18 protein-coding genes and 1 riboswitch are annotated in these 22,753 nt (G+C 45.3%); of the genes, 11 read left to right on the top strand and 7 right to left on the bottom strand.

Translation table 11 applies throughout. The annotated features are described in order from the left end of the window. The first annotated feature begins 84 nt into the window (after nucleotides 1-84). The 11 genes from BWI44_RS03335 (at nucleotide 85) to BWI44_RS03285 (ending at nucleotide 15,047) form a co-directional block, all read left to right on the top strand. The gene (locus tag BWI44_RS03335; protein ID WP_502688824.1) at nucleotides 85-1,968 is read left to right on the top strand and encodes a DUF4139 domain-containing protein; all 1,884 of its coding nucleotides are present in this window, start codon (nucleotides 85-87) and stop codon (nucleotides 1,966-1,968) included. 206 nt (nucleotides 1,969-2,174) lie between these two features. Further along, entirely contained in the window at nucleotides 2,175-2,753 is a 579-nt protein-coding gene (locus BWI44_RS03330) for a DUF4251 domain-containing protein (protein WP_115501876.1), read from the top strand. Between the two features lie 363 nt (nucleotides 2,754-3,116). Further along, a riboswitch (cobalamin riboswitch) is annotated at nucleotides 3,117-3,367 on the top strand. 51 nt (nucleotides 3,368-3,418) lie between these two features. Then, nucleotides 3,419-5,461: a TonB-dependent receptor plug domain-containing protein gene (locus tag BWI44_RS03325; protein WP_286811439.1), complete on the top strand. Its 2,043-nt coding sequence runs from the start codon at nucleotides 3,419-3,421 to the stop codon at nucleotides 5,459-5,461. A 7-nt stretch (nucleotides 5,462-5,468) separates the two neighbouring features. Next, on the top strand, nucleotides 5,469-5,723 hold the full coding sequence (locus tag BWI44_RS03320) for a sirohydrochlorin cobaltochelatase (protein WP_306440567.1): 255 nt from the start codon (nucleotides 5,469-5,471) through the stop codon (nucleotides 5,721-5,723). Nucleotides 5,724-5,867: 144 nt separating this feature from the next. Continuing rightward, entirely contained in the window at nucleotides 5,868-7,286 is a 1,419-nt protein-coding gene (gene cobJ, locus BWI44_RS03315; RefSeq protein ID WP_044532418.1) for a precorrin-3B C(17)-methyltransferase, read from the top strand. Nucleotides 7,287-7,297: 11 nt separating this feature from the next. Then, nucleotides 7,298-8,566 carry a bifunctional cobalt-precorrin-7 (C(5))-methyltransferase/cobalt-precorrin-6B (C(15))-methyltransferase gene (locus tag BWI44_RS03310; protein ID WP_044532419.1) on the top strand — a complete coding sequence of 423 codons (1,269 nt, stop codon included), beginning with the start codon at nucleotides 7,298-7,300 and terminating at the stop codon, nucleotides 8,564-8,566. Beyond that, on the top strand, nucleotides 8,563-10,653 hold the full coding sequence (cobM, locus tag BWI44_RS03305) for a precorrin-4 C(11)-methyltransferase (RefSeq protein ID WP_286811427.1): 2,091 nt from the start codon (nucleotides 8,563-8,565) through the stop codon (nucleotides 10,651-10,653). The genes BWI44_RS03310 and cobM overlap by 4 nt, the downstream gene beginning before the upstream one ends. Before the next feature lie 107 nt (nucleotides 10,654-10,760). Further along, nucleotides 10,761-12,656: a cobalt-precorrin-5B (C(1))-methyltransferase CbiD gene (gene cbiD / locus BWI44_RS03300; RefSeq protein ID WP_117691375.1), complete on the top strand. Its 1,896-nt coding sequence runs from the start codon at nucleotides 10,761-10,763 to the stop codon at nucleotides 12,654-12,656. Nucleotides 12,657-12,762: 106 nt separating this feature from the next. After that, nucleotides 12,763-13,566 (top strand): 3-ketodihydrosphingosine reductase, encoded by an 804-nt coding sequence (kdsR, locus tag BWI44_RS03295; RefSeq protein WP_007662998.1) that lies wholly within the window; start codon nucleotides 12,763-12,765, stop codon nucleotides 13,564-13,566. A 107-nt stretch (nucleotides 13,567-13,673) separates the two neighbouring features. Then, nucleotides 13,674-13,943, top strand: a complete 270-nt coding sequence (locus tag BWI44_RS03290; protein ID WP_195208950.1) for a hypothetical protein — start codon at nucleotides 13,674-13,676, stop codon at nucleotides 13,941-13,943. Nucleotides 13,944-14,369: 426 nt separating this feature from the next. Continuing rightward, a complete protein-coding gene (locus BWI44_RS03285) occupies nucleotides 14,370-15,047 on the top strand; it encodes a porin family protein (RefSeq protein ID WP_195208949.1) in 678 nt (225 codons plus the stop codon). A gap of 1 nt (nucleotide 15,048) precedes the next feature. Here BWI44_RS03285 and BWI44_RS03280 read toward each other — a convergent pair whose 3' ends face one another. From BWI44_RS03280 to BWI44_RS03250, 7 genes are all read right to left on the bottom strand, one after another. After that, complete coding sequence (locus BWI44_RS03280) at nucleotides 15,049-16,410, bottom strand: MATE family efflux transporter (RefSeq protein ID WP_195208948.1); 1,362 nt, start codon at nucleotides 16,408-16,410, stop codon at nucleotides 15,049-15,051. Then, complete coding sequence (locus BWI44_RS03275; RefSeq protein ID WP_195208947.1) at nucleotides 16,407-17,420, bottom strand: ABC transporter ATP-binding protein; 1,014 nt, start codon at nucleotides 17,418-17,420, stop codon at nucleotides 16,407-16,409. The genes BWI44_RS03280 and BWI44_RS03275 overlap by 4 nt, the downstream gene beginning before the upstream one ends. A 24-nt stretch (nucleotides 17,421-17,444) precedes the next feature. Then, complete coding sequence (locus tag BWI44_RS03270; protein ID WP_007663004.1) at nucleotides 17,445-18,482, bottom strand: iron chelate uptake ABC transporter family permease subunit; 1,038 nt, start codon at nucleotides 18,480-18,482, stop codon at nucleotides 17,445-17,447. After that, nucleotides 18,479-19,633, bottom strand: coding sequence for an ABC transporter substrate-binding protein (locus tag BWI44_RS03265; RefSeq protein WP_118422654.1), 1,155 nt, complete (start codon nucleotides 19,631-19,633; stop codon nucleotides 18,479-18,481). The genes BWI44_RS03270 and BWI44_RS03265 overlap by 4 nt, the downstream gene beginning before the upstream one ends. A 116-nt stretch (nucleotides 19,634-19,749) precedes the next feature. After that, complete coding sequence (locus BWI44_RS03260) at nucleotides 19,750-21,105, bottom strand: FAD-dependent oxidoreductase (RefSeq protein ID WP_138293300.1); 1,356 nt, start codon at nucleotides 21,103-21,105, stop codon at nucleotides 19,750-19,752. 4 nt (nucleotides 21,106-21,109) lie between these two features. Next, entirely contained in the window at nucleotides 21,110-21,700 is a 591-nt protein-coding gene (locus tag BWI44_RS03255; protein ID WP_195208945.1) for a DUF417 family protein, read from the bottom strand. 86 nt (nucleotides 21,701-21,786) lie between these two features. Beyond that, nucleotides 21,787-22,635, bottom strand: coding sequence for a helix-turn-helix domain-containing protein (locus BWI44_RS03250; protein ID WP_195208990.1), 849 nt, complete (start codon nucleotides 22,633-22,635; stop codon nucleotides 21,787-21,789). Nucleotides 22,636-22,753 lie beyond the last annotated feature (118 nt).

Raw genomic sequence — 22,753 nt, 5'->3', positions numbered from 1 at the left:
GATGCAAGCAAAAAAGACAATATATAAAAGCAATTGTTAATGAAATATCCATATATTTGTGACATAACATTAAAAAGACTGACTATGAAACGACTGAGATTAGGACTATGGGCATGTTTCTGCCTTTGTGCAGCTACCACCCTTATGGGACAAAACAAGGTGAAAACTACTGCCGAAAAGGTAATGCTGTTCATTGACGGCGCCCAAGTGACGCGTACCAAACAAGTAGATATTCCGGCAGGAAATTCAACGCTCATCTTTACCGGATTATCTCCCTATATGGATGCACAAAGTATGCAGGTCAGCGCAAAGGGAAAACTCACCGTTACGGCAGTCAACCGGCAATACAACTATATAGACAGCCTTGCCGTCAGCGAAAAACAACAAAGCCTGCAAAAGGAGCTTAAAAAAATAGAGAAACAGCAGAAAGAACAAAATGCCGAGCTTGGACTTATCAATGCCGAATATGAAATGCTGAAAACAAATTGCTCCGTCAGCAATAAGAATACCGCTACTTCTCTGGCCACTATCAAAGAAGTGAATCAATATTACTCCGGACAATTGAAAACTCTGAAAACAAAAGAACTGGCTATCAATGAACAGATAGCCGAACTTGCCATCAAACAGGGGCAACTGAGCTCTGAACTGGCACAACTAAGTGGTAAATCTCTAACCCCTATGAGTGAAATTATGGTCAATGTAAATGCGCCAGCAGCTTGCAAAGCTACATTCACCCTGAACTATTATGTAAAAAATGCCGGTTGGTTCCCTTCCTATGATGTTCGTTCCGGTAGCTTGGCCGAGCCTATCTCCATCATCTACAAAGCCAATATCTTTCAGAATACCAAGGAAGAGTGGAAGAACGTAGAATTATCCCTTTCCTCCTCTAATCCTTCCACCGGAAGCGTAGCCCCCACTCTGTCTACTTACTGGTTGGATTACGGACTTGCAGCACCACGCTACAATTTGAATCTCAATGGAAACACTGTTTCAGGAATCGTTCTTGATAATGAACGTACGCCCGTAATAGGTGCTACCGTTACCATTCCGGGGACTACGATAGGAGCCATAACCGACATAAGCGGTAAGTATTCTATAACTATTCCCAATGGACAAAACAAACTTCAATTTTCATATATTGGCTATCAGACTCAGACCAGAGATATACAAGGGAATATTATGAATGTTACCCTTCAGGAAGATACACAGGCTTTGGATGAAGTAGTGGTAGTAGGTTACGGCGCTGAAAAGAAACCTCTTATGGCAGGTGCTGTCTCCGGTCTTAAGGTAAACCATAAAAGAGATATTCAATACGAAGAAGAAGCCAGCATGGCCCTTGACGTTGAACAAAGCCAGGGACAGATGGGCTACGAATTTGAAATAAAAGTGCCCTACACCATTCCTTCTGATAACAAGCCTGTAGTTGCTGAAATCGGTCATTACGAATTACCCGCTTCTTATACTTACCAAAGTACTCCGAAGATAGATAAAGATGCTTTCCTGATTGCCCAGGTAACCGATTGGGAAAAGCTGAACTTACTTGAAGGCGAAGCAAATGTTTATTTTGAGAATACTTTCATTGGCAAGTCCATTATGAATGTCACCCAACAGAACGACACACTATCCTTCTCTTTAGGTCGTGATAAACGTATCATGATACAGCGTACGAAAGAGAACGAATATACCTCACGCAAGTTTATGGGTTCCAATCAGACGCAATCCATTGCATGGAAACTTTCTGTCCGCAATACGCGTCCAGAGCCTGTCACCCTTACGCTTTACGACCAACTACCCGTATCACGCAACAATAACATTACCGTAACAGCAGAAGAAATCAGCGGCGGCAGTCTGGATGAAGCGAAAGGTATCATCACCTGGCAAATTACCTTACAACCCGGCGAACAACGTGATTTAGCTTTACGTTATAAAGTGAAGTACCCTAAAGGGCGAAACTTAATAATAGAATAATGCTTTTCTTAATTAATCTAAAGACAAGTTGATAGACCATCTGCTCCATACAGGCAGATGGTCTATGCAACAGAAATGTATTCAAGAAAGAAATAACATAACAGTGTATTAATTATAATAAATATTAATTCATATAATATTAATATAGATCACATGCATCCTTTTCATTTTTTGATTGTTTATTCTAACAAAAGAAAGAAGAAGTTATGAAAAAGATTATCGTATTATTGATGTTGGTTTTCATAGGTGCATCTACAACAATCTATGCACAGGAAAGTCAAAGTGAAAGTCGTCGTGCTGAACGTAAAGCACAACGTGATGCAGAAAAAGCTCGGGAGAAAATAGAAGAAGAACGAGCATACACTGATGCAGTACAAGCCATAAAGGAGAGAAAGTTTGTATTGGAAGCGGATCGTGTAACATTCAAAAGAGGCCGTAGTGCTTTTGTTACATCCAATACCAATTTTATCCTTTTAAATGGTGACCGGGCATCCGTACAGATTGCTTTCAATGGCGCCTTTGCAGGTCCTAACGGAATTGGAGGTGTTACAGTGGATGGCACTGTAGGTGAAGTAAAAACCACCACCGACAAAAAGGGGAATGTAACTTGCAATTTTAGTGTGACAGGTGTAGGAATCTCAGCACAAGTCTCTATCAGGCTCACTCGTGGCCGCAACAATGTATCTGCCACAGTAAATCCTAATTTCAACTCGAATAGATTAACACTGGACGGTAAACTCGTTCCATTGTCCGAGTCGAATATATTTAAAGGACGGTCGTTCTAATTATTGTAATTGAACACTTGCGGCTGCAAGAGCCTGCGCTTGTACAAATGAATATTCACACTTGTACAAGCGCAGGCTCTCGCAGCCGCAAGTGTTTTTTATGAGAAAAAGTATAGAACATCATCCGGACAACGATTATTTAATAATGCCTCAATGTCTTCTAATAGCCGTTCATCGTTTACCGCCATTAGGCGTTGAAACAAAAGTTGTTTACGTTCTCCTGTCGTCATAAAGTACCGTATTAATTACATACTACAAATATAGAGTTTTTATTTATGATTCATCCTTTCGATGTTTTTATACATACTTCTACTTTCCTAAACATAAAAGCCTAAAATACTTTTCCTTATCTAAAGATATGTTTATCTTTGCACCCGCTTAGGTGATGTGAAGTGTGTTCAACACTCCACATAAAAGGGAATCCGGTGAGAAACCGGAACAGTGCCCGCTACTGTAAAGCCTTAATTTTGTTTCAGATAACGCGAAACAAAAAACGGGAAGTATTCATTGAAGAACTTCCAGAAACCACTGTCCAACAAATGGGAAACCAAGGATGGGAAGGTTACTTTCCGTAAAGGCTGAGTCAGGAAACCTGCCTGGGTAATCACATAATTAACGCCGTCTCGGGGTCAAGAAGGCAAGTATTAATTCTTATTTATCAATCAATGAAGAAACAGAATTGGCTGTTCATCCTCATGGGAGGATGTGTAGCAATGAGTGCATCTGCACAAGAGACAAAACAGAGTCAAGACCTGAGTGTAGAACTTAATCCCGTTGTAGTAACAGGTACAGGTACGCATCACAGACTGAAAGACACCCCAACACCAGTGGAAGTAGTAACAGCGAACGACATTAAAAAGGCTGGAATTACAGATTTCCGTGAGGCGATGACTGCTTTGGTTCCGTCGCTGTCTTTCTCTACCAACTCAATGGGAGACTACCTTATGCTAAACGGACTGTCGAACAAGTATGTGCTTATACTTATTAATGGCAAAAAGCTAACAGGAGACAGCAGTAACAACATCGACCTGAACCGCATTGACATGAGTAACGTAAAACGTATTGAAGTCCTGAAGGGTGCCGGTTCCGCTCTTTATGGTAGTAATGCTATTGGTGGTGTAATCAATATCATTACAAACCAACCGATAAATGACATAACAGTTACCAGCAATACAAAGGTAGAAGAGCGTGGACAATTCACCCAGACTGCCAACGTAGACATCAAAACAGAGAAGTTTGCTTCTTATACTTCTTATCAACGTCGTCAGGTCGATGGTTGGACTCTCACACGTGTAGATGCAGATGGTGAAGCGAGAGACCAACATGATGCTAACGCTTTCTATACGGACAATTATACCCAGATGTTTCAATTTACACCGAACGACAAACTGTCAATGTATGTTGAAGGTAGTTATTATGACCGTACAGTTAAACGTCAGCCCGAATACCTGAAATACAATCTGACATACGATGCATACAGTTTAGGAGCAGGAGCTAAATATAATTTCAACAAACGTTCTTATATCCAGTTTGATATTAAGAATGATAATTACGATACCAATTATCTGTACACCAATGAGGATGGAGATAACAAGGTTGGAGACGAAGTGCGTCAGAAACGGCAGCACTATTATAGCGGAAACCTGAAGTCATTATTCCGCTTTACGGAAAATACCCGTACCATATTCGGAGTGGAATATATACAGGAAACTCTGGATCGACCTTCATTCAACGTTGATGAACGCGCATACACTTGGGCTGCCTATGCACAAGAAGAAATCACTTTGTTTAAGAACTTACAGATACAGGCAGGATTGCGCTATGTATATCACGAAACAGCCAAGAGTAACGTTACACCCAAACTTGCCGTAATGTATCGTTTGGGCGATTTTACCATTCGCGGACAATATTCGGCAGGATTCCGTGCCCCAGGACTTGATGAGCTATACAAATACTCTTATTCTCAAAGAGGAACCAGAGCAGGAACATTAAGTGCCGGAAACAAGAATCTGGATGCAGAGAAAAGCAACTATGGCTCCATCAATTTAGAGTTCAATAAGAAATGGTTAACAGTGGGAGTAACCGGATATATCAACGAGTTACGCGATATGATTGTAGCGCGTACCGTTAAACTATCCGAATTTTCAGAGGCTGAACAAGCAGCTTTCCAGGAAATCGCAAACGAATTATATGGTGGCAATGCCAAGCTGGGTAATATCCAAAACTACGTCAACAACGATAAAGCGTTAATCAAAGGATTTGAAGTGAATCTGAATGCAAATCTGGGTTATGGTTTCTCTTTAGGCGGTAATTATACCTTTGCCGACGCCAGAACTAAAGACAGTGAAACTGGCTGGCACAAAATAGAGCGCAGTGTTCGCCACTCGGGTAATGTAAACGCAAACTATGCGCATGCTTGGAAGAGCTATCGGCTAAATGTCAACCTGAATGGTCGTGTACAAAGCAAACGCATCCATGAGACTTTAAAAAATGATGAATGGATTGACGAATCCGCTCCCGGATTTGGTTTATGGAATATCAGCACAAGACATACTTTTGACGGCTTAAAATACTTTACCATAGAACCGGGCGTAGGAATCAGCAATATTTTCGATTACAGCGATCGCCGTCCGGATGCATCCCATCTGGCCTCTCTTACACCGGGACGCACATTCTATGTAAGCCTTTTATTACGTTTCAAAAAATAATCCCACAATATCTATTTATGAGGAGGGTTATCCTACACTGGACGCTACACTGGCACAGTTGAAAGAGACACGCCCGAAACAAGTAACACTGATACCGTTGTTGCTGGTATGCGGTAATCATACGAAAGAAGACATCGTCGGAGTATGGAAGCCGGAAATGGAAAAGGCAGGTTATCAGGCCAATGTCCGCATGCAGGGACTGGGCGAACAACCCGCTATCCGGAAGTTATATATGGAACACATTGAGGCGTTGCTGAAATAGCTACACCCTTTCCTTCTCAGGGCTACACCCTTTGCCTCGGATGGCTACACCATTCCGGGTAAAGGGTGTAGCCCTTTTTACAGCCTTTTATGCCCGAAGTTTAAAGAATAGAGCGTATCTTTGCGCCGTAGAAATAAAAGCGATATGAAACAGCCAAAGATAATAGTTGCCGGCATCGGTCCGGGCAGCGAACAAGACATCACGCCCGCAGTTCTGAATGCGGTTCGCGAAGCGGATGTAGTAGTGGGATATAAATATTATTTCCGTTTTATCCAGCCTTATCTCCACCCTGAAACAGAATGTATAGATACGGGCATGAAGCGGGAACGCACTCGTGCGGAACAGGCATTTGAATTGGCGGAACAGGGAAAAACGGTTTGTGTCATCAGTTCCGGTGACGCGGGGATTTATGGAATGACTCCGCTGATTTACGAGATGAAGCGGGAACGGAACAGCAACGTCGAAGTGATTGCCTTTCCGGGTATCAGTGCTTTTCAGAAAGCGGCTTCACTGCTGGGTGCTCCTGTGGGACATGATTTCTGTGTGATTTCTCTTTCCGATCTGATGACACCGTGGGAACGGATTGAGCGTCGCATCCGTGCGGCAGCCATGGCTGATTTCGTAACGGTTGTATACAATCCGAAAAGCGAAGGGCGGTATTGGCAACTCTATCGACTGAAAGAGCTGTTTCTCGCAGAAGGACGCGCTCCGGAGACTCCGGTAGGTTATGTACGCCAAGCCGGACGGGAGGAACAGGAAGTGCATCTGACGACACTCGCTGATTTCAATCCCGAAGAAGTGGATATGTTTACGGTCATCCTGATCGGTAACTCGCAGTCTTATGCGTGGAACGACAAGTTCATTACTCCCCGGGGATACTATAACCGTCCGGATAAGGATGAACAACCGACTAAGGGGATAGGTCAAAACATCATGATACAAAGTTTCCGGACCATTGAGTCGGAACTAAAGAATAAGAATATTCCTCTGGATCATAAATGGGCTTTGCTGCACGCCATCCACACCACAGCTGATTTTGAAATGGAAAAGCTGCTATATACGGACAAAGGTGCTGTGGAAAAGCTTTATCAGAGAATAGCGGACGGCCGGTTGAAAACGATTGTTACGGATGTGACGATGGCTGCCAGTGGTATCCGCAAAGGAGCTTTACAACGGCTGGGGGTAGAAGTGAAATGTTATCTTTCCGATGAACGGGTAGCAGCAATGGCAGCGGAAAAAGGGATCACCCGTACACAAGCCGGTATACGTCTGGCGGTGGAGGAACATCCGGATGCCTTGTTCGTATTCGGTAATGCGCCAACGGCTTTGATGGAACTTTGTGATCTGGTACGTAAAGGAAAGGCTGTACCAAGCGGTATTATTGCCGCGCCTGTGGGTTTTGTACATGTACAGGAATCCAAACACATGGTGAAGTCGTTCATGGAAATACCCAAATTGATAGTGGAGGGACGAAAAGGAGGAAGTAATTTGGCTGCAACGCTGGTGAATGCAATCTTGTGCTACAATGATGCGGAACAGTTAAGGCCAGGACGGGATGTGTAAATAAATACGCTATGATACGAAACTTTATCATCATAGGTATGGACGACAACCGGGAACCTTTCTTCCCGCCCGAAGTGCTACGGTATATCCGGGAAGGAAAAGTTTTCTCCGGTGGCTTGCGGCATCGGGAAATTGTAGAGAAGTTACTTCCGGAAGGTGCGGAGTGGATTTCCATAACAGTTCCACTGGATAACGTCTTTGCCCAATACGAAAACATTTTTGCAGACTTCGAGAAGAAGGCTTCCGATGCATCGATTGTCGTATTTGCATCCGGAGATCCTCTGTTTTTCGGCTTCGCCAATACGGTAAAACGAAAACTGCCCGATGCAAAGATACGCCTCTACCCGGCTTTCAATTCCCTGCAAACATTAGCGCACAGGCTGGTGATGCCCTACGACGATATGCGTACCGTCTCTCTGACAGGACGTCCGTGGCAGGAACTGGACAAAGCACTCATAGAACGTGCCCACAAAATAGGCGTACTGACAGATCGGGAGCATACCCCTGCTACTATCGCCGCGCGGATGTTGGAATACGGATACACCGATTACACGATGTACATCGGCGAGCACCTCGGCAATCCCGAACGCGAACGCATCCGGCAACTGGGCCTTGAAGAAGCCTCAGAAGAGGTCTTCGAGCACCCCAACAACCTGCTACTCTATGCAGACACCTCATACAAATCTATGCAGACACCCTGTACTGATCTATCAGAGTTCAGGAATCACCTCACCCGCCCCTTCGGTCTTCCCGACGAACAATTTGCCCATTTGGACGGACGTGCCCGCATGATTACCAAAGCTCCGATCCGCCTCCTTACCTTGCAGGTATTGGAACTGAATCGCCGCCGTGTTTTTTGGGACATAGGTTTCTGCACAGGCTCTGTCTCCATCGAAGCCCGCCTGCAATTCCCGCATCTTACGATTGTTTCGTTCGAGATACGTCCCGAAGGAGAAGAACTGATGCGCATCAACTCCCGACGTTTCGGTGCGCCGGGAATCACAGCCTTAATCGGAGATTTCCTGCAAACTGATCTGGAAGCTCTCCCCCGCCCCGACGCTGTCTTTATCGGCGGACACGGTGGAAAATTAGAAAATATACTGGTACGCCTGAAAGAAGTATTGCAGCCCAACGGTTGCATCGTCTTCAACTCCGTGTCCGAAAGTAGTAAGGAGCTATTTCGTCAAGGAGTTCATGCTGCAGGAATGACCTTACATTCCTCTCTGCGTATCATCATCAACAATTTTAACCCTATAGAAATAATGAAAGCAACGATATGAAAACAGCTATCCTTTTAGTAACAGGCAACAGCCTCAGCCTGGCCGAGACACTGCACCAAGAAATGAACGACTCCGAAATATTCACACTCGAACATTTTCCCGGTTGCACTTATATCTCATCCCTTTCCGATTTCATAGAAGAGAATTTCGACGAATATGATGCATTCATCTTCATTTGTGCCATGGGCATTTGTGTCCGCACCATTGCCCCCCATGTAAAAGATAAGCACACCGACCCAGCCGTGATCTGCGTGGACAGTATGGGGCGCAATGCCATATCCGTATTGTCCGGTCACATCGGGCAAGCCAATAAAATCACCCAAGATGTCGCCCACATTTTAGGGGCGAATCCCGTCATCAGTACCTTGAGTGACAATAGCGGATTATGGGCTCTTGACACCCTCGGACAAGAGTTCGGTTGGGAGGTTTTGGTAGGTATGTCGCACGCATACTATAAAAATATAGAACTCCTCGACGACGAAGAAGAAAGCGATGAGGGGGAAGATTACAATGAAGAAGAAGAGTACGGCGAAGATGAGAATGAAGAGTACGACGAGGATGAGGATGAAGAGTACGACGAGGATGAGGATGAAGAGTACGATGAGGATGAGGATGAAGAGTACGACGAGGACGAGGATGAAGAGTACGATGAAGATGAGGATGAAATTGAGGATGATAACAGTATCATACTTCAAATGAGGGACGGTACCAATTACAACGAGAGAACCAAGGAATTCAACGTCATCATTAACCTCTTCGTCAACAAATACCGTACCGCCCTGTTACTTGAAATCCGCGATGAAGGTACTGACTACCTGGAACATACCCGACCCCAACACGTCGACGTCTATTACCATCGCAGCGACATGGATCTCAGCCAGTACAAACTGCTGATTATCGTCAGTCCCTTTATGTTCTTCGACCCCGCAATAGCCCACATACAGTATATTCCTAAAATATTGCATGTCGGCCTCGGACTCGCACTCGATCCCCCCGAATTCGAAGAACTATTCGTCAATCTCGTTGTAGGCGCACCCGGTAAAAACATCTGCGGGCAAGCCATCAAAGAAGTAGCCACCATCGATGTGAAACGCAACGTAGAAGTGATAAAAAAATTACAGAAACTGGTCGACGTCCGCTTCTATACGGCCGAAGAACTGAGCCAGGTAGAAGTTCCCAATCCCAGCACCACCGTACAAAAGTACATGGGCACGCCCAGTGTATGCGAAGCAGCAGCCATACTCTCATCGCATCACGGTGTGCTATATGCCGAGAAATTCAAAGGCATCAGCAAAAAATCCACCTTCGCCATTGCCATCGAGAACGGATACCTGCGTCAAGGGCACATCGAAATCGTCGGCGCCGGTCCGGGTAATCCCGACCTTATCTCCGTGCGTGGAAGGCAAATGCTGGAGAAGGCAGATCTTATCCTCTACGCCGGCAGTCTCGTCCCCCGCGAACTGACATTCTGTGCCAAACCGGGTGCTACCGTCCGCAACTCAGCCTCTATGGACTTGGAAGAACAATTTGCACTGATGAAGAAATTCTATGATGAAGACAAATTCATCGTCCGCCTGCATACGGGCGATCCCTGCATCTACGGTGCCATTCAGGAACAGATGAACTATTTCGACCAGCATCACATGAGTTATCACATCACACCGGGCATTTCTTCCTTCCAGGCTGCTGCCGCTGCGCTGAAGTCTCAGTTTACCATTCCTGAGAAAGTGCAGAGTATCATCCTTACCCGCGGCGAAGGACGCACCCCCATGCCGGAACGCGAACAACTCCACCTGCTGGCACGCTCGCAAAGCACCATGTGTATCTTCCTCAGCGCCGGCATTGCCGAACAGGTGCAGGAAGAGCTCTTACAGGAATATCCCGAAACCACCCCTGTTGCCGTTTGCTACCACCTTACCTGGAAAGACGAGCGCATCTATCGTGGAGAGTTGAAGAACCTTGCAAAGATTGTGAAAGAGAACAACCTAACGCTCACCACCATGATTGTCGTAGGTGAAGCCATCGACAACCGCGAAGGCCTTTCCCGGCTCTACGCCCATGAGTTCAAACATCTCTTCCGTAAATAAGAAGGGAGTGATAAGGTGATAGGGTGATAAAGTATCTGTATTATATATCACGGAGTGCTATCACTTTATCACCCTATCACTTTTTGTTCAACTAAAACCTAAAAGTAATGATATTAATATTAGGTGGAACCACCGAAGGACGCATCGCTGCCCGTACCCTTGAAGAAGCCGGAAAACCATTCTACTACTCTACCAAAGGAGACGAGCAGGAAGTAACTATGCACCACGGTATCCGCCTGCATGGTGCCATGGATAAACTGGACTTGGAGCGCTGTTGCCGGGAACATAACATTCAATTACTGGTAGACGCTGCCCACCCCTTTGCCATACAACTACACCAGACCGTAGAGAAAGTAGCCCATACCCTGAACCTGCTTGTCATCCGATTCGAACGTATTTATCCGCCACGCGATGAAGAGCACATCACCTGGTGCGATGATTTTGAAGATGCCATCCGGCAAATCAGGAAAGAAGATATCTTCACCCTCCTGGCACTGACAGGGGTACAAAGCATTGCCAAGCTAAAGCCCCTCTGGCAGGAAAGTGCCTGTTGCTACTTTCGTATCCTTAACCGTGAGAGCTCCCGCCGCCTGGCCGAACGTGAAGGTTTTCCCAAAAAATATCTGCATTACTACCATGCAGGCGAAGACGAACGCATCCTGTTACAGCGACTTCACCCCGAAGCCATATTGATAAAGGAAAGCGGACTTTCCGGAGGATTCAATGAAAAAGTGGAAGCTGCCCTTCAGGAAGGTATCCGCATTTTTGCAATCCGTCGTCCGCCAATGCCCGGAAGTTTTATGATAGTGAACGGTGAACATGGCCTACGCCGGATGATTGAAAAGCATCTGCCCGATTTTTACCCTTTGCGTAGTGGTCTGACTACGGGTACCTGTGCAGCCGCGGCCGCTGTAGCTGCAACCTGGGATATTTTCAATGTTCAACGCCAGCCCCGACCCGAAGAATTCCCTGTTATTCTCCCTAACGGAGAAACCATTTATGTTCCCGTCGAAGAGCAAGAACTCTACCCGCATCCCAGCTGTGTAAACGATGACTGGAGGCTGGAGGCAGATGCCACTGTCATCAAAGATGCAGGTGATGACCCCGATGTAACCAATGGCATGCAAATCAAGGCCAATGTTGCCGTGCCTTTCCGTTTTGACGATCCAACACCCGCAGAACTTGGTGCTGATGATTATACCGTTATTGTCTGTGGAGGCGAAGGTGTAGGCATTGTTACCCTATCGGGTTTAGGACTGGAAGTGGGAGGACCTGCCATCAACGTTACTCCCCGCAAAATGATTGAAAACAATGTAAAGGCATGCCTTCAACGACTTGGCATTTCCAAACAACCCAATCCTTTTGCCGTCACTATTTCCGTGCCGGGTGGCGAAGAGATAGCCCGGCGGACTTTTAATCCCCGTCTGGGTATAGAGGGTGGTATTTCTATCATCGGAACTTCGGGTATCGTGAAACCTTTTTCTTCCGAAGCATTTATAGATTCCATCCGCAAATCTATGGAAGTAGGTCGAGCAACAGGAAGCCCGCGCATCGTCCTTAATTCCGGTGCAAAGAGTGAAAAGTATGTCCGAGGGTATTATCCCGAACTGCCTGTACAGGCATTTATTCATTACGGAAACTTCATTGGAGATACGATAAAGATTGCCGCAGATTTGGAAATCAAAGCGGTGACTTTGGGTATCATGATAGGAAAAGCCGTGAAGTTGGCAGAAGGCAATCTGGATACGCACAGCAAACAGGTGACGATGAATAAGGATTTCCTACGTGAAGTAGCACTTTCTACCGGATGCGGCGGGGAAACACTTGCTGTTATCGAAAAGATAACATTAGCCCGTGAGTTATGGACATTGCTCTCTGCTGAAGATTTGCAAGCTTTTTGCTCCCGTTTACTCGAACTGTGTCATCAATATTGTGACCCGTTGCTACCTGAAGGAGAGCTAACGATTCTGCTCATCAGCGAAGAAGGGAAAATAATTACATAGAATAAAAAAAACAAGTTTTACATGTAGTCTATCAGGCTGAAAGTCCTACGCTATATAATAAAAGCCCTTCAGGTTATATGCGAAACTTAAATTAAAAACCTCAAATATGAAACACCCTCAAATAATCCTCGTCACCGGTGCTTCTTCCGGTTTTGGAAGAGTCATTGCTACGCAGTTGGCTGCACAAGGACATATCGTTTATGGCTCCAGTCGGAAAGCAGTATCCGATAATCCCGGCTTCACAATGTTGCAATTGGATATTACTGATCCTGCATCAGTATCCAATGCCATATCGACAATTCTGAAAGAGCAAGGTAGCATTGATGTACTTGTCAACAATGCCGGGATGGGTATCAGCGGAGCTATCGAACTCACTACCGAGGAAGAGATACAGCGCCAGATGAATACGAATTTTACGGGTGCCGTCCGTATGTGTGCAGCAGTACTGCCTTTCATGCGCGAAGCCGGACACGGACGAATCATAAATATCAGTTCCATTGCAGGCGTCCTTGCCGTTCCCTTTCAGGCTTTCTACAGTGCATCAAAGTTTGCGATTGAAGGATATAGTGAAGCACTTTACCAGGAAGTAAAACCACTGGGTATACAAGTTTGCGTAGTCGAACCGGGAGATTTCCAAACTGGTTTCACAGCGCAGCGGCAAGTGAGCCAGACCACTCTCTCCCATCCACAATACGAAGAGAGTTTTGCAAAAGCCATGCAAAATGTAGAGTTGTCTGAAAACAATGGTTGCCGACCGGAAAAGTTAGGCAAAGCAATCTGCAAACTGGTAAATAGCCGCCGCCCTACTTTCCGCACAAAGGTCGGTCCGTGGGAGCAAGTATTCTTTGCCCGCATCAAACCTATGCTGCCGTTTAGTCTGGTAGATTGGCTGATCAGGAAATTCTATTAATTAGCTGTGTAGCTCATCCCCTTTGGGCAAAACTTTATAGAATAACATTTTGTGTGTTCTTTCCAAAACACTACCTTTGTGGCATACCCATTCAAAAAGGAGGATGTATGACAACTTTTGAATTAAAACGTAGTATTTTACAAGATATCAATGCATTGATGGATGATGAAGCGGCGATGCGCCGTATAAGTCGTTATATACGTCGTTTGCGTAATTCTACATCAACAAAAGATGTAGCACATGAAGACATGATTCTGTATACAATGAATGAATTACATGAGCGAATTGATAAAGCAGAAAAAGCGATCATCGAAGGAAATGTAATTGATTCTGAAACAGAAGACGCCCAATTAGCAGATTTCATGCGCACACTATGAAAATAAAGACTTATCCTGAAACTACTCAGGAGCTACGCAAGATTGCCGCTTTTTGTAACAGCAATGGGGCATTGAGATTGCACACAGGTTGATTGAAACCTATCAGAGAAACAAAAAACGTCTTTCTTCCAATCCTTATATGGCTCCAATAGAGCCTTTATTAGCAAATCGGGAGTATGTTTACCGAGGATTACTCATTCATAAATATTGTAAGGTAATATATCGCATAGATGAAACTGCGGGCATAATTTATATCGTAGATGTATGGGATACCCGTCGTGAGCCCCACGAAATATAGCACAGCGACTCGTAACCCGTAGCTTGTAGCTCGTAGCTTATAATATTCCCCCAACAGGAATTGTATGTAATCATATAATTTATATCTTTGCGAGCAAATAAACATCAACCCCTTACAAGGTTCAAGTAATGAAACAGACTATTCTCACTATTTTCTTTGCAATCATAGCATTGGGAGCAAGTGCCCAATCCCCTATCTCCTTTCAGGTAAAAGCCGGAGTCGGTACCTCCAACTTCTATGGAGAAAATGTAGAAAGTGATACACGTATCGCCTACAAAGTAGGTGTCGGCATGAACTATGAACTCAACCGCACATGGGTGTTTCAACCATCACTGAACTTCGTATCGATAGGTGCCCGTGAAGAAGTGGAATACGTAGGCAAAGTGAATATGAACGAGTTGTATATCCAGCTCCCCATCATGATGGCCGCCCGCCTCAACCTTGGAAAGAATTACAGTGCTTCCTTGAGTGCCGGCCCGTATATTGCCTATGGCGTAGGCGGAAAGACATCCGGCGAGATGGAGGAATATGATTACAGTAGTGAATACAATCCTAACAGAAGCTACAGATTCCGTATAGATACTTTCGGTAACCGGATAGATGACAAAATGGGAAACAAACGCTTTGACGCCGGCCTTATGTTCAGCCTCAACATCGAATATCACAAATTTATATTCGGAGCAGAGCTTCAATTAGGAATGATCAAGGTAAACGACCAGCTGGATAATCTATTGCAATCATCCGGCATTGAGAAATTCTCTCCCAAGAATCTCGCTTCGTTCTTCACCGTAGGATACCGTTTCTGATTTACAACTGCCCCGCCTGCTTTCGTTTCATTTCATTCAGTACACTGCATGTCAACGGTATGGCAAGAATGAACGTAAGAAGGTCAGCAACGGCCTGACACATTTCCACACCCTGCAAACCCAGATAATGAGGCAGGATAAAAATCAGCGGAATAAAGAACAATCCTTGGCGGGCAGAAGAAATAATGGTAGCCTTTACCGGTTTACGAATCGTCTGCAACATCATATTACTCATCACAATCCATGAACCCAACGGAAAAGTAATGAACTGCCAACGCAAGGCAGCAGCACCTACTGCAATTACATCCGGGTCTCCCTTACGGAACAGAGAAACAATCTCTTCTGCAAATCCCATGCCTGCCAGCGCACACACCAGTAAGAAAATGAATCCCACCTTTACACAAAACCAGAATCCCTGACGAACACGCGCATACAATCCTGCACCATAATTGAAGCCGCATACCGGCTGAAAACCTTGCCCAAAACCTATCAGAAATGCATTAATGAACATTGCGATACGGGTAACAATAGACATGCCCGCAATAGCCGCATCTCCATAAGCCCCGGCAGCCACATTCAGCAAAATAGTAGCTACACTCGCCAGCCCCTGACGGGCAAGCGAAGGAGTACCACCACCGATAATTTCCTTTATGAAAGCCAGTGAGGGCGTGAAGTTCTTGAAACGGATACGGATATTGCCTCCCTTTCTACCCATATACAACAACAGGGAGAAGCTACATATCTGACTGATGACTGTAGCCAGCGCAGCACCCGATATCCCCATATCAAAAACAAAAATCAAGATAGGGTCCAGTATCACATTAATCACCGCACCCGATACGATTCCTACCATCGCATACGCTGCATTTCCTTGGAAACGAATCTGATTGTTCAGTACTAACGAAGCAGTCATGAAAGGGGCACCCAGCAATATGATGCCTAGGTATTTCTCCGTATAAGGCAGGATAGTAGGTGTAGAACCCAATCCTAACGACAACGGGGTAAGGAAGATAAGTCCCACTACTGCCAGAAATATACCCATAAACAATGCCCAGAAGAAACCGGTAGCCGCCATCTTCTCTGCATTCCCAGTCTCCTGCGCACCGAGTTTCCGCGAAATATAGTTCCCCGAACCATGTCCGAAGAAAAAGCCCACCGCCTGAATAATGGACATGACCGAGAACACAATACCTACAGCCGCCGTCGACTGAGTATTGATCTTCCCCACAAAGTACGTATCCGCCATATTATAGAATGACGTAACCAACATACTGATAATCGTAGGTACAGCCAATGATACTATCAGACGGGGCACCGGGGTGGTAGTCAGATAGAGATAATTATCTTTTGTCGAATGTCTCATAGAATTTTCACAATCTCTGCAAGCAGTTCACCAATGGTTTGCACAGTCACCGCTTCGCCGTTTACCGGGTGTAGTACAAAAGTACCGTCCCCTTTCAAATCTCCCGTTTCAATATAAACGTCCGACTCCACGTTTCGGTTTGCCAGAATACCATTTCTTTGCAAAGCTTTCCGCACCATAGCGTATTTTTGTCCGTGCCCGACAATACGGATATGGGAAGTATACTCATTGTTCACCCGGAATAATCCTGTCTCCAGATCAAACACAATTCCTTTACGGGCAAAGAAACCACTGAGGGTTCCATCCAGTGAAAGGTCTTCGGGAGTTCCGATAGTCACCCCGTTCACCTTATCCATCAACCAGATTTTATCCGCAATCTGCAAGGCAAGTTCCAGGTCATGTGTAGACAGGAAAATAGTCTTATCCGTCTGCCGGCTCAGCTGATGGAGCAATTGCATCATTTCCACTTTACTCGGGAAATCAAGAAAGGCAGTGGGCTCATCCAGGAAAATCACCGGAGTTTCCTGAGCCAGTGCCTTGGCAATCATCACTTTTTGTCGTTCACCATCACTCAGTGTATGTACCATGCGATGTGCCAAGTGAGATATTCCGACCAGGTTGATAGCATGATCCACTACCTCTTTATCTTCTTTGGAGAGTGTTCCCCAGAAACCGGTATATGGACTGCGTCCCAGACCGATAAGTTCCACAGAAGTCATATTGCGGATGTCGCACTTTTCAGTCAGGACTACACTGATCACTTTTGAAAGCTGTTTGTCCGTATAAGAGCCAATCTCTTTTCCCTGTATACGTATTTCACCGGATAACTTCGGTTGAAATGCAGAAAGTGTACGCAACAATGTAGACTTCCCCACCCCGTTGGCACCCAGCAGACAAGTCAACTCCCCGCTATTGATTCCGGCACAAATATCGCTTGCCACGACTTTCACATCTCCTTTACTAGGATAGCCAATGGATAGTTTCTCAATATGTATAGTTTCCTGTTTCAAGACCTCTTTATTTTCAATTCTCAATTATTCTTCCAGTTCCCCTTTACGCTTCCTGAAGAGCACAGATGCCACCACCGGAGCACCTACCAAAGCTGTCACCGAGTTCACCGGCAAAGCTCCTTCAAATCCCGGCATGCGGGCTATGAGGTTACACACCAACGCCAACGAAGCCCCTACCAACAAAGTGGCAGGCATCAGTATCCGATGGTCGGATGTATGAAATATAGCCCGGCAAAGATGGGGAACAGCCAGACCGATAAACATAATCGGACCGCAATATGCCGTCACAATCGCTACCAGTACACCTGAACAGGAGATCACCAACAGGCGTGCCCGCTTGATGTTCAGCCCCAGATTCCGGGCATATCCATCGCCCAGCAGCAACAAGTTCATCGTCTTTATCAGCAGAAACGAGAGTGGCAACAAGACCACCATGATACAGACAAACAGTATCATCTGATCCCCCGACACACGGGCAAAACTACCCAGTCCCCAAATGACGTATGCACGAATATCTTCCTCCACACTGAAATATTTCAATACGCCGATAATGGCACTTGCCACATAACCGATCATCACACCGATAATCAGCAGCGTCACATTTCCCTTTACTTTCTGTGAAACGTATACGATAAGCGCCATCACGGACAGTGCTCCGATAATCGCTGCAATGGACAACGCCACTTCTCCCATATATCCGAGCTTGCTCAATGCCACACCGCCCATCGCTCCCGATAGCAATACCACACAGGCTACTCCCAGGCTGGCACCCGAACTGATACCCAACACTGACGGTCCTGCCAGCGGATTCCGGAAAACCGTCTGCATCTGCAAACCACTCACCGATAGCCCCGCTCCCGCCACCAATGCCGTCAATGCCTGCGGCACACGGGATTTCCAAATGATATTCTGCCAGATAATGGACTCATCTGTATTCCCCCATAAGATGTTCCAGACGGAACGAAAAGGAATATGGACAGAGCCTAACAGCAGGTTCAGTAAGAAAAACAGGAATATAGATGCCAGTATCACCAACATCAGGAGCAGTGTCGGCCTTTTCATTGCAAACGTGCGTAGTATTTCGGTTGGTAATCAGGTAATAAATTGGGGTGGAACGCATGGATCAGATCTTCCAGCACTATTTCCGGTTCCATTGGCATACTTTCGTAGAAAGGTTGCTCGCGCATATTGCAATAAATAACGCCTTTGTCACGGAATGCACGGAAGTCGGCATAACGGGGATCAAGGGATTTCAAAGCGTCATAAGAGAATGTGCCGTCGTAACTATTCACAATACGCCAGTAATCGGCACTCTCCGCTTGGCTGTATACTGTTTCAAAATCTAGTGTAACGCCACCGGAACGGGGATCGTCTTTCAAGAAGTAATCGGCTCCCGCATCACGGAACAGCTCGGCCAGGAAGCTCTTACCGCCTACTGCATACCAGTTTCCTCCACGTATCTCACCGCTGAATACTACCGGACGCTTCTTTACATCAGCAGCCAGTTGTTTCAGATCGTTATAATGCTTTTCTATTGCAGCAAATTTTTCATTTGCCTCCTCTTCCTGTCCAATAAACAAGCCGATGAATTTAATCCATTCCGCCTGTCCCAGCGGAGTCATTTCCTTATATCCCAGGTGCGGAACCAAAAGTATTCCGATTTCACGCATCGTATCATATCCGCCACGCTTGAAAGGGGAGATAAAAATGACATCCGGATTCACACTCATGATCACTTCATTATCAAAATTACCTTCAATTCCTATTTTGGCAGTCTTACCCGACTTCAGGCGCTCATTCATTTCTTTGTTGAACAAGTGGCGTGTACTGGTTATACCCACCACCTTATCGCAGGCTTCCAGTTTGATGAAATTGGATAATTGTAAAGAAGTCATGCAAATGACACTGCGTACCGGTGTTTCGATCACCGTATAATCAGAAGGAATCCTTTCGGGTTTCGTCCCCCGGGGCACCAATGCATAATGGAAAGTATTACTACTTTCATTTTGAGGATCACGCAAGTCCACCAAGCGGACATGATTGGGGAGATATTTCACTTCAAACCCTTGGGCATAAACCGGATAAATAGAGTCTGTGGCTGATACGGAGGCTGTGATAGCCTGTAAATCAATAGAGTTTTGTTTGTTTTTCGGGCCACAAGCCACACATAAAATACTTAAAAGGGAGACAGTTATTGCAGTAGTTCGTTTCATGACAATAAAAAGGTATAGAATTCGAGCACAATATTCGTCATTTTTGGGGAGATACGCAAATACCCGTCCTGTAATTTAACCGAATTTGTGCCCGAACACCTCTTATATAAGAATGTCTAAAAATTCATCAGATCATTCAATGCTTCGCTCATACTTGGATGTGTAAATATATAATCACGCAAGAAAGTATATTCCTGTCCCGTTTTCATTACAATAGATACGATATTAATGATCTCACTTGTTTCCGGTCCGAACAGGGAACAGCCCAGAATCTTATTTGTATCGGCATCCACTACTACCTTAAACAATCCGTCAGTCTCACCTAAAGTACGTGCCCGCGGAATGGCTGCTACGGGAAGTGTATTCACCTTTATGTTCAGTCCTTTCTTACGGGCTTCCGTCTCACTCAGCCCCACACGTGCCAAAGGAGGGTTCATAAATACCGAATAACTCACAGGCTCACGGTCGTCCGTACGCCGTTCTCCTGCACCAAACAAATCCTCACGGATAATGCGGTAATCGTCCAATGAAATATAGGTGAATTGTAATCCGCCTTTTACGTCGCCAATGGCACGGATGGCCGGATTAGTAGTACGCAACCATTCATCTACAATAATGGCTCCCCGTTCATTCACTTTCACGCCGGCAACTTCCAGGTTCAGTCCCGAGATGTTCGGACGACGCCCTGTTGCCAATAAGATAGCATCTCCTTCCAGGTGATGGATTTCATGAGTTACAGCATCCTCATAAATCACTGTTGCACCGTCCACGGATTGTACCTTTGCGTTGAGATGGAATACAATACCTTTCTTTTCCAATACGGTCTGTACGCTGGCGGCAATATCCCTGTCTTCGCGCTCAATCAGTTCGGGATACCCTTCGAGTACCGTCACCTCCGAACCGAAAGAAGCATACATGGAAGCAAATTCCAAGCCGATATAACCTCCACCCACGATTACCAGCCGTTCGGGAAGTTCTTCCAGTTCCATGATGGAAGTGCTGGTGTATACGCGGGGATTCTCTTTTATTCCATCAATAGGTGGTACAATGGTTTCCGCACCGGTATTTATAAAGATCTGAGAAGACTGCAATTCAATTACTTCTGTCTCCGTCCGCACTTCTACCACATCAGGACCAGCAAACGATCCGACACCTGTATACACCGTCACATTAGGATTATCAGCCAGATTATGATAGTTCTTATTCCGCAGGAAGGAAGTCACCTCTTCTTTACGACCAATGGCCTGACGATAATAATCCTTCTTCTCTTCCCACGTAGCCTTTACCGGAGTTTCCTTAGCCAGATGTACCAACGTCTTTGTAGGAATACAGCCGATATTGATACACGTGCCTCCATACATACGATCTGAACGTTCTACTATGGCAACCGTCTTCTGACGTTTTGCAAATTCGGCAGCCAGGGTCTTCCCACCCTTGCCGAAACCAATGATAATGGCATCATACTTTTTCATATCTTTATTTTTTTAAATGTTCCAGTACACTCTTCGCACTGTCTGCTAATATAACAATTGCACCGGCCAAAATGGCTATATCTTTTATAACTAATCTTCCTGCACCGGTCAATAAAGGGAAACCAAACTCTCCACTGCCCAGGTTGGGCACCCATACTTCGGGTGTGGTGACAAGGAAAGAAAGCGTTCCGAGAGTCATGATAATAGCAAGTCCCGCACCTACCAGTCCTACTTTCGGCCAAAATATGCCGAGGAATGTAAGGATACCGATGCTCATAATAAGAATACCCAATCCGTGAGAAAAACCATACGTATTATTCTCCTTGTGCCACTCATGCTTCGCGGCATCAAATTCTCCTTCTTTCAGCTTATACTCTTTATAGTCGGGAACATCGTGTGTATAGAAGAAGCTCATGAAAGGGCTGTTTGCCACAAAAGGTACGATGCCTTCCGCTTCATAATTCCAGAACTTCAATCCGCCGATCCAAACGAAAATAACCAGAATTGCCACACGGATAAGATTGATACCTAACTTTTGAGTAGATGCAGCCAGTGTCAGGGCTGCTACGAACATAGATTTTAATTTTGTTTCCATACGATTATTGCATTAATGAATTGTTTTGTTTTTCTGATGCAAAAATCGGGGTTTATGTCGGGGTGTGAAATGGCAATTCCACCGTATCAGTTGGCAATATTTCCCGTTGTGTTCGATTTACGGAAATCAGATACACTTTCACCGGTCATTTTCTTGAAAAAACGGCTGAAAGTGGACAAATCTTCAAAGCCCAGCAGTTCGCTGATTTCCTTGGCACTTTTAGGGGTATAGAGCAATAATCTCTTGGCCTCCGACTCTATCCGTTCATGGATAATACGCAGCGGGGAAGATACTCCGCAGGAGGCAAACAGATTGGAGAGTGTCTTTGGGGAACGGAATAACAGGTCGGCATAATCCTGTACCTGCTTCTTTTCGCGGAAGTGCTGGTCAACCAGAATATAAAAACGGCGGACGATATCAAAGGCTTTTTCCTGTTCCGGCGTGACGCCACACTTTTCACGGGCAATGCGGGTACAGGTGATGATAAAACGTTTGAGAATGATACGTAGCATTTCCTCTTGCAGATTATCGCGAACGGCGGACTCCTGCCGGAAGATACGAATAATGTCATTCAGGTTGGCGGATTGTTCCGGCGAAAGTTTCAGTTTCATCACTTGGGAAGAACCATGAAAAAGGAAACCGTTACAGGATACTTCGTCATCATGACCGAATATACAGTAGAAATTGCTGTTGAACAGAAAAGTGAGGTACTCTCCCTCCACCGATTTAATTTCAATATGTTGCAAAGGAGTAAGACTTATGATTTCGCCCTGTTCCAACTGTATGGGAATATGGTCTATCTCCAGAGTCAAGTTTCCACTCCGCACCCAAATGAACTTATATAAAGTAGTATCCTGTTGCAGTGCTTTATTTTCGTGGAAACAAAAGGTCATTGCCAAGTTCCCGTTCAGGCGGGTATTTAATTGATAATCTATCATGATGTTAAAAAGTTAGAGTTCTTTGTCGTATGCCGAAATACAAATATACGCTATTCCGGAAGCTAATGCAAATAAAAGAAGCAATCTATTTCATCATCTCCGCTTTTCGTAATGC

The sequence above is a fragment of the Bacteroides sp. Phil13 genome, assembly GCF_001940965.1.
GTDB classification, from domain to species: Bacteria; Bacteroidota; Bacteroidia; order Bacteroidales; family Bacteroidaceae; genus Bacteroides; species Bacteroides intestinalis.
This window is presented reverse-complemented; position numbering and strand designations above follow the sequence as displayed.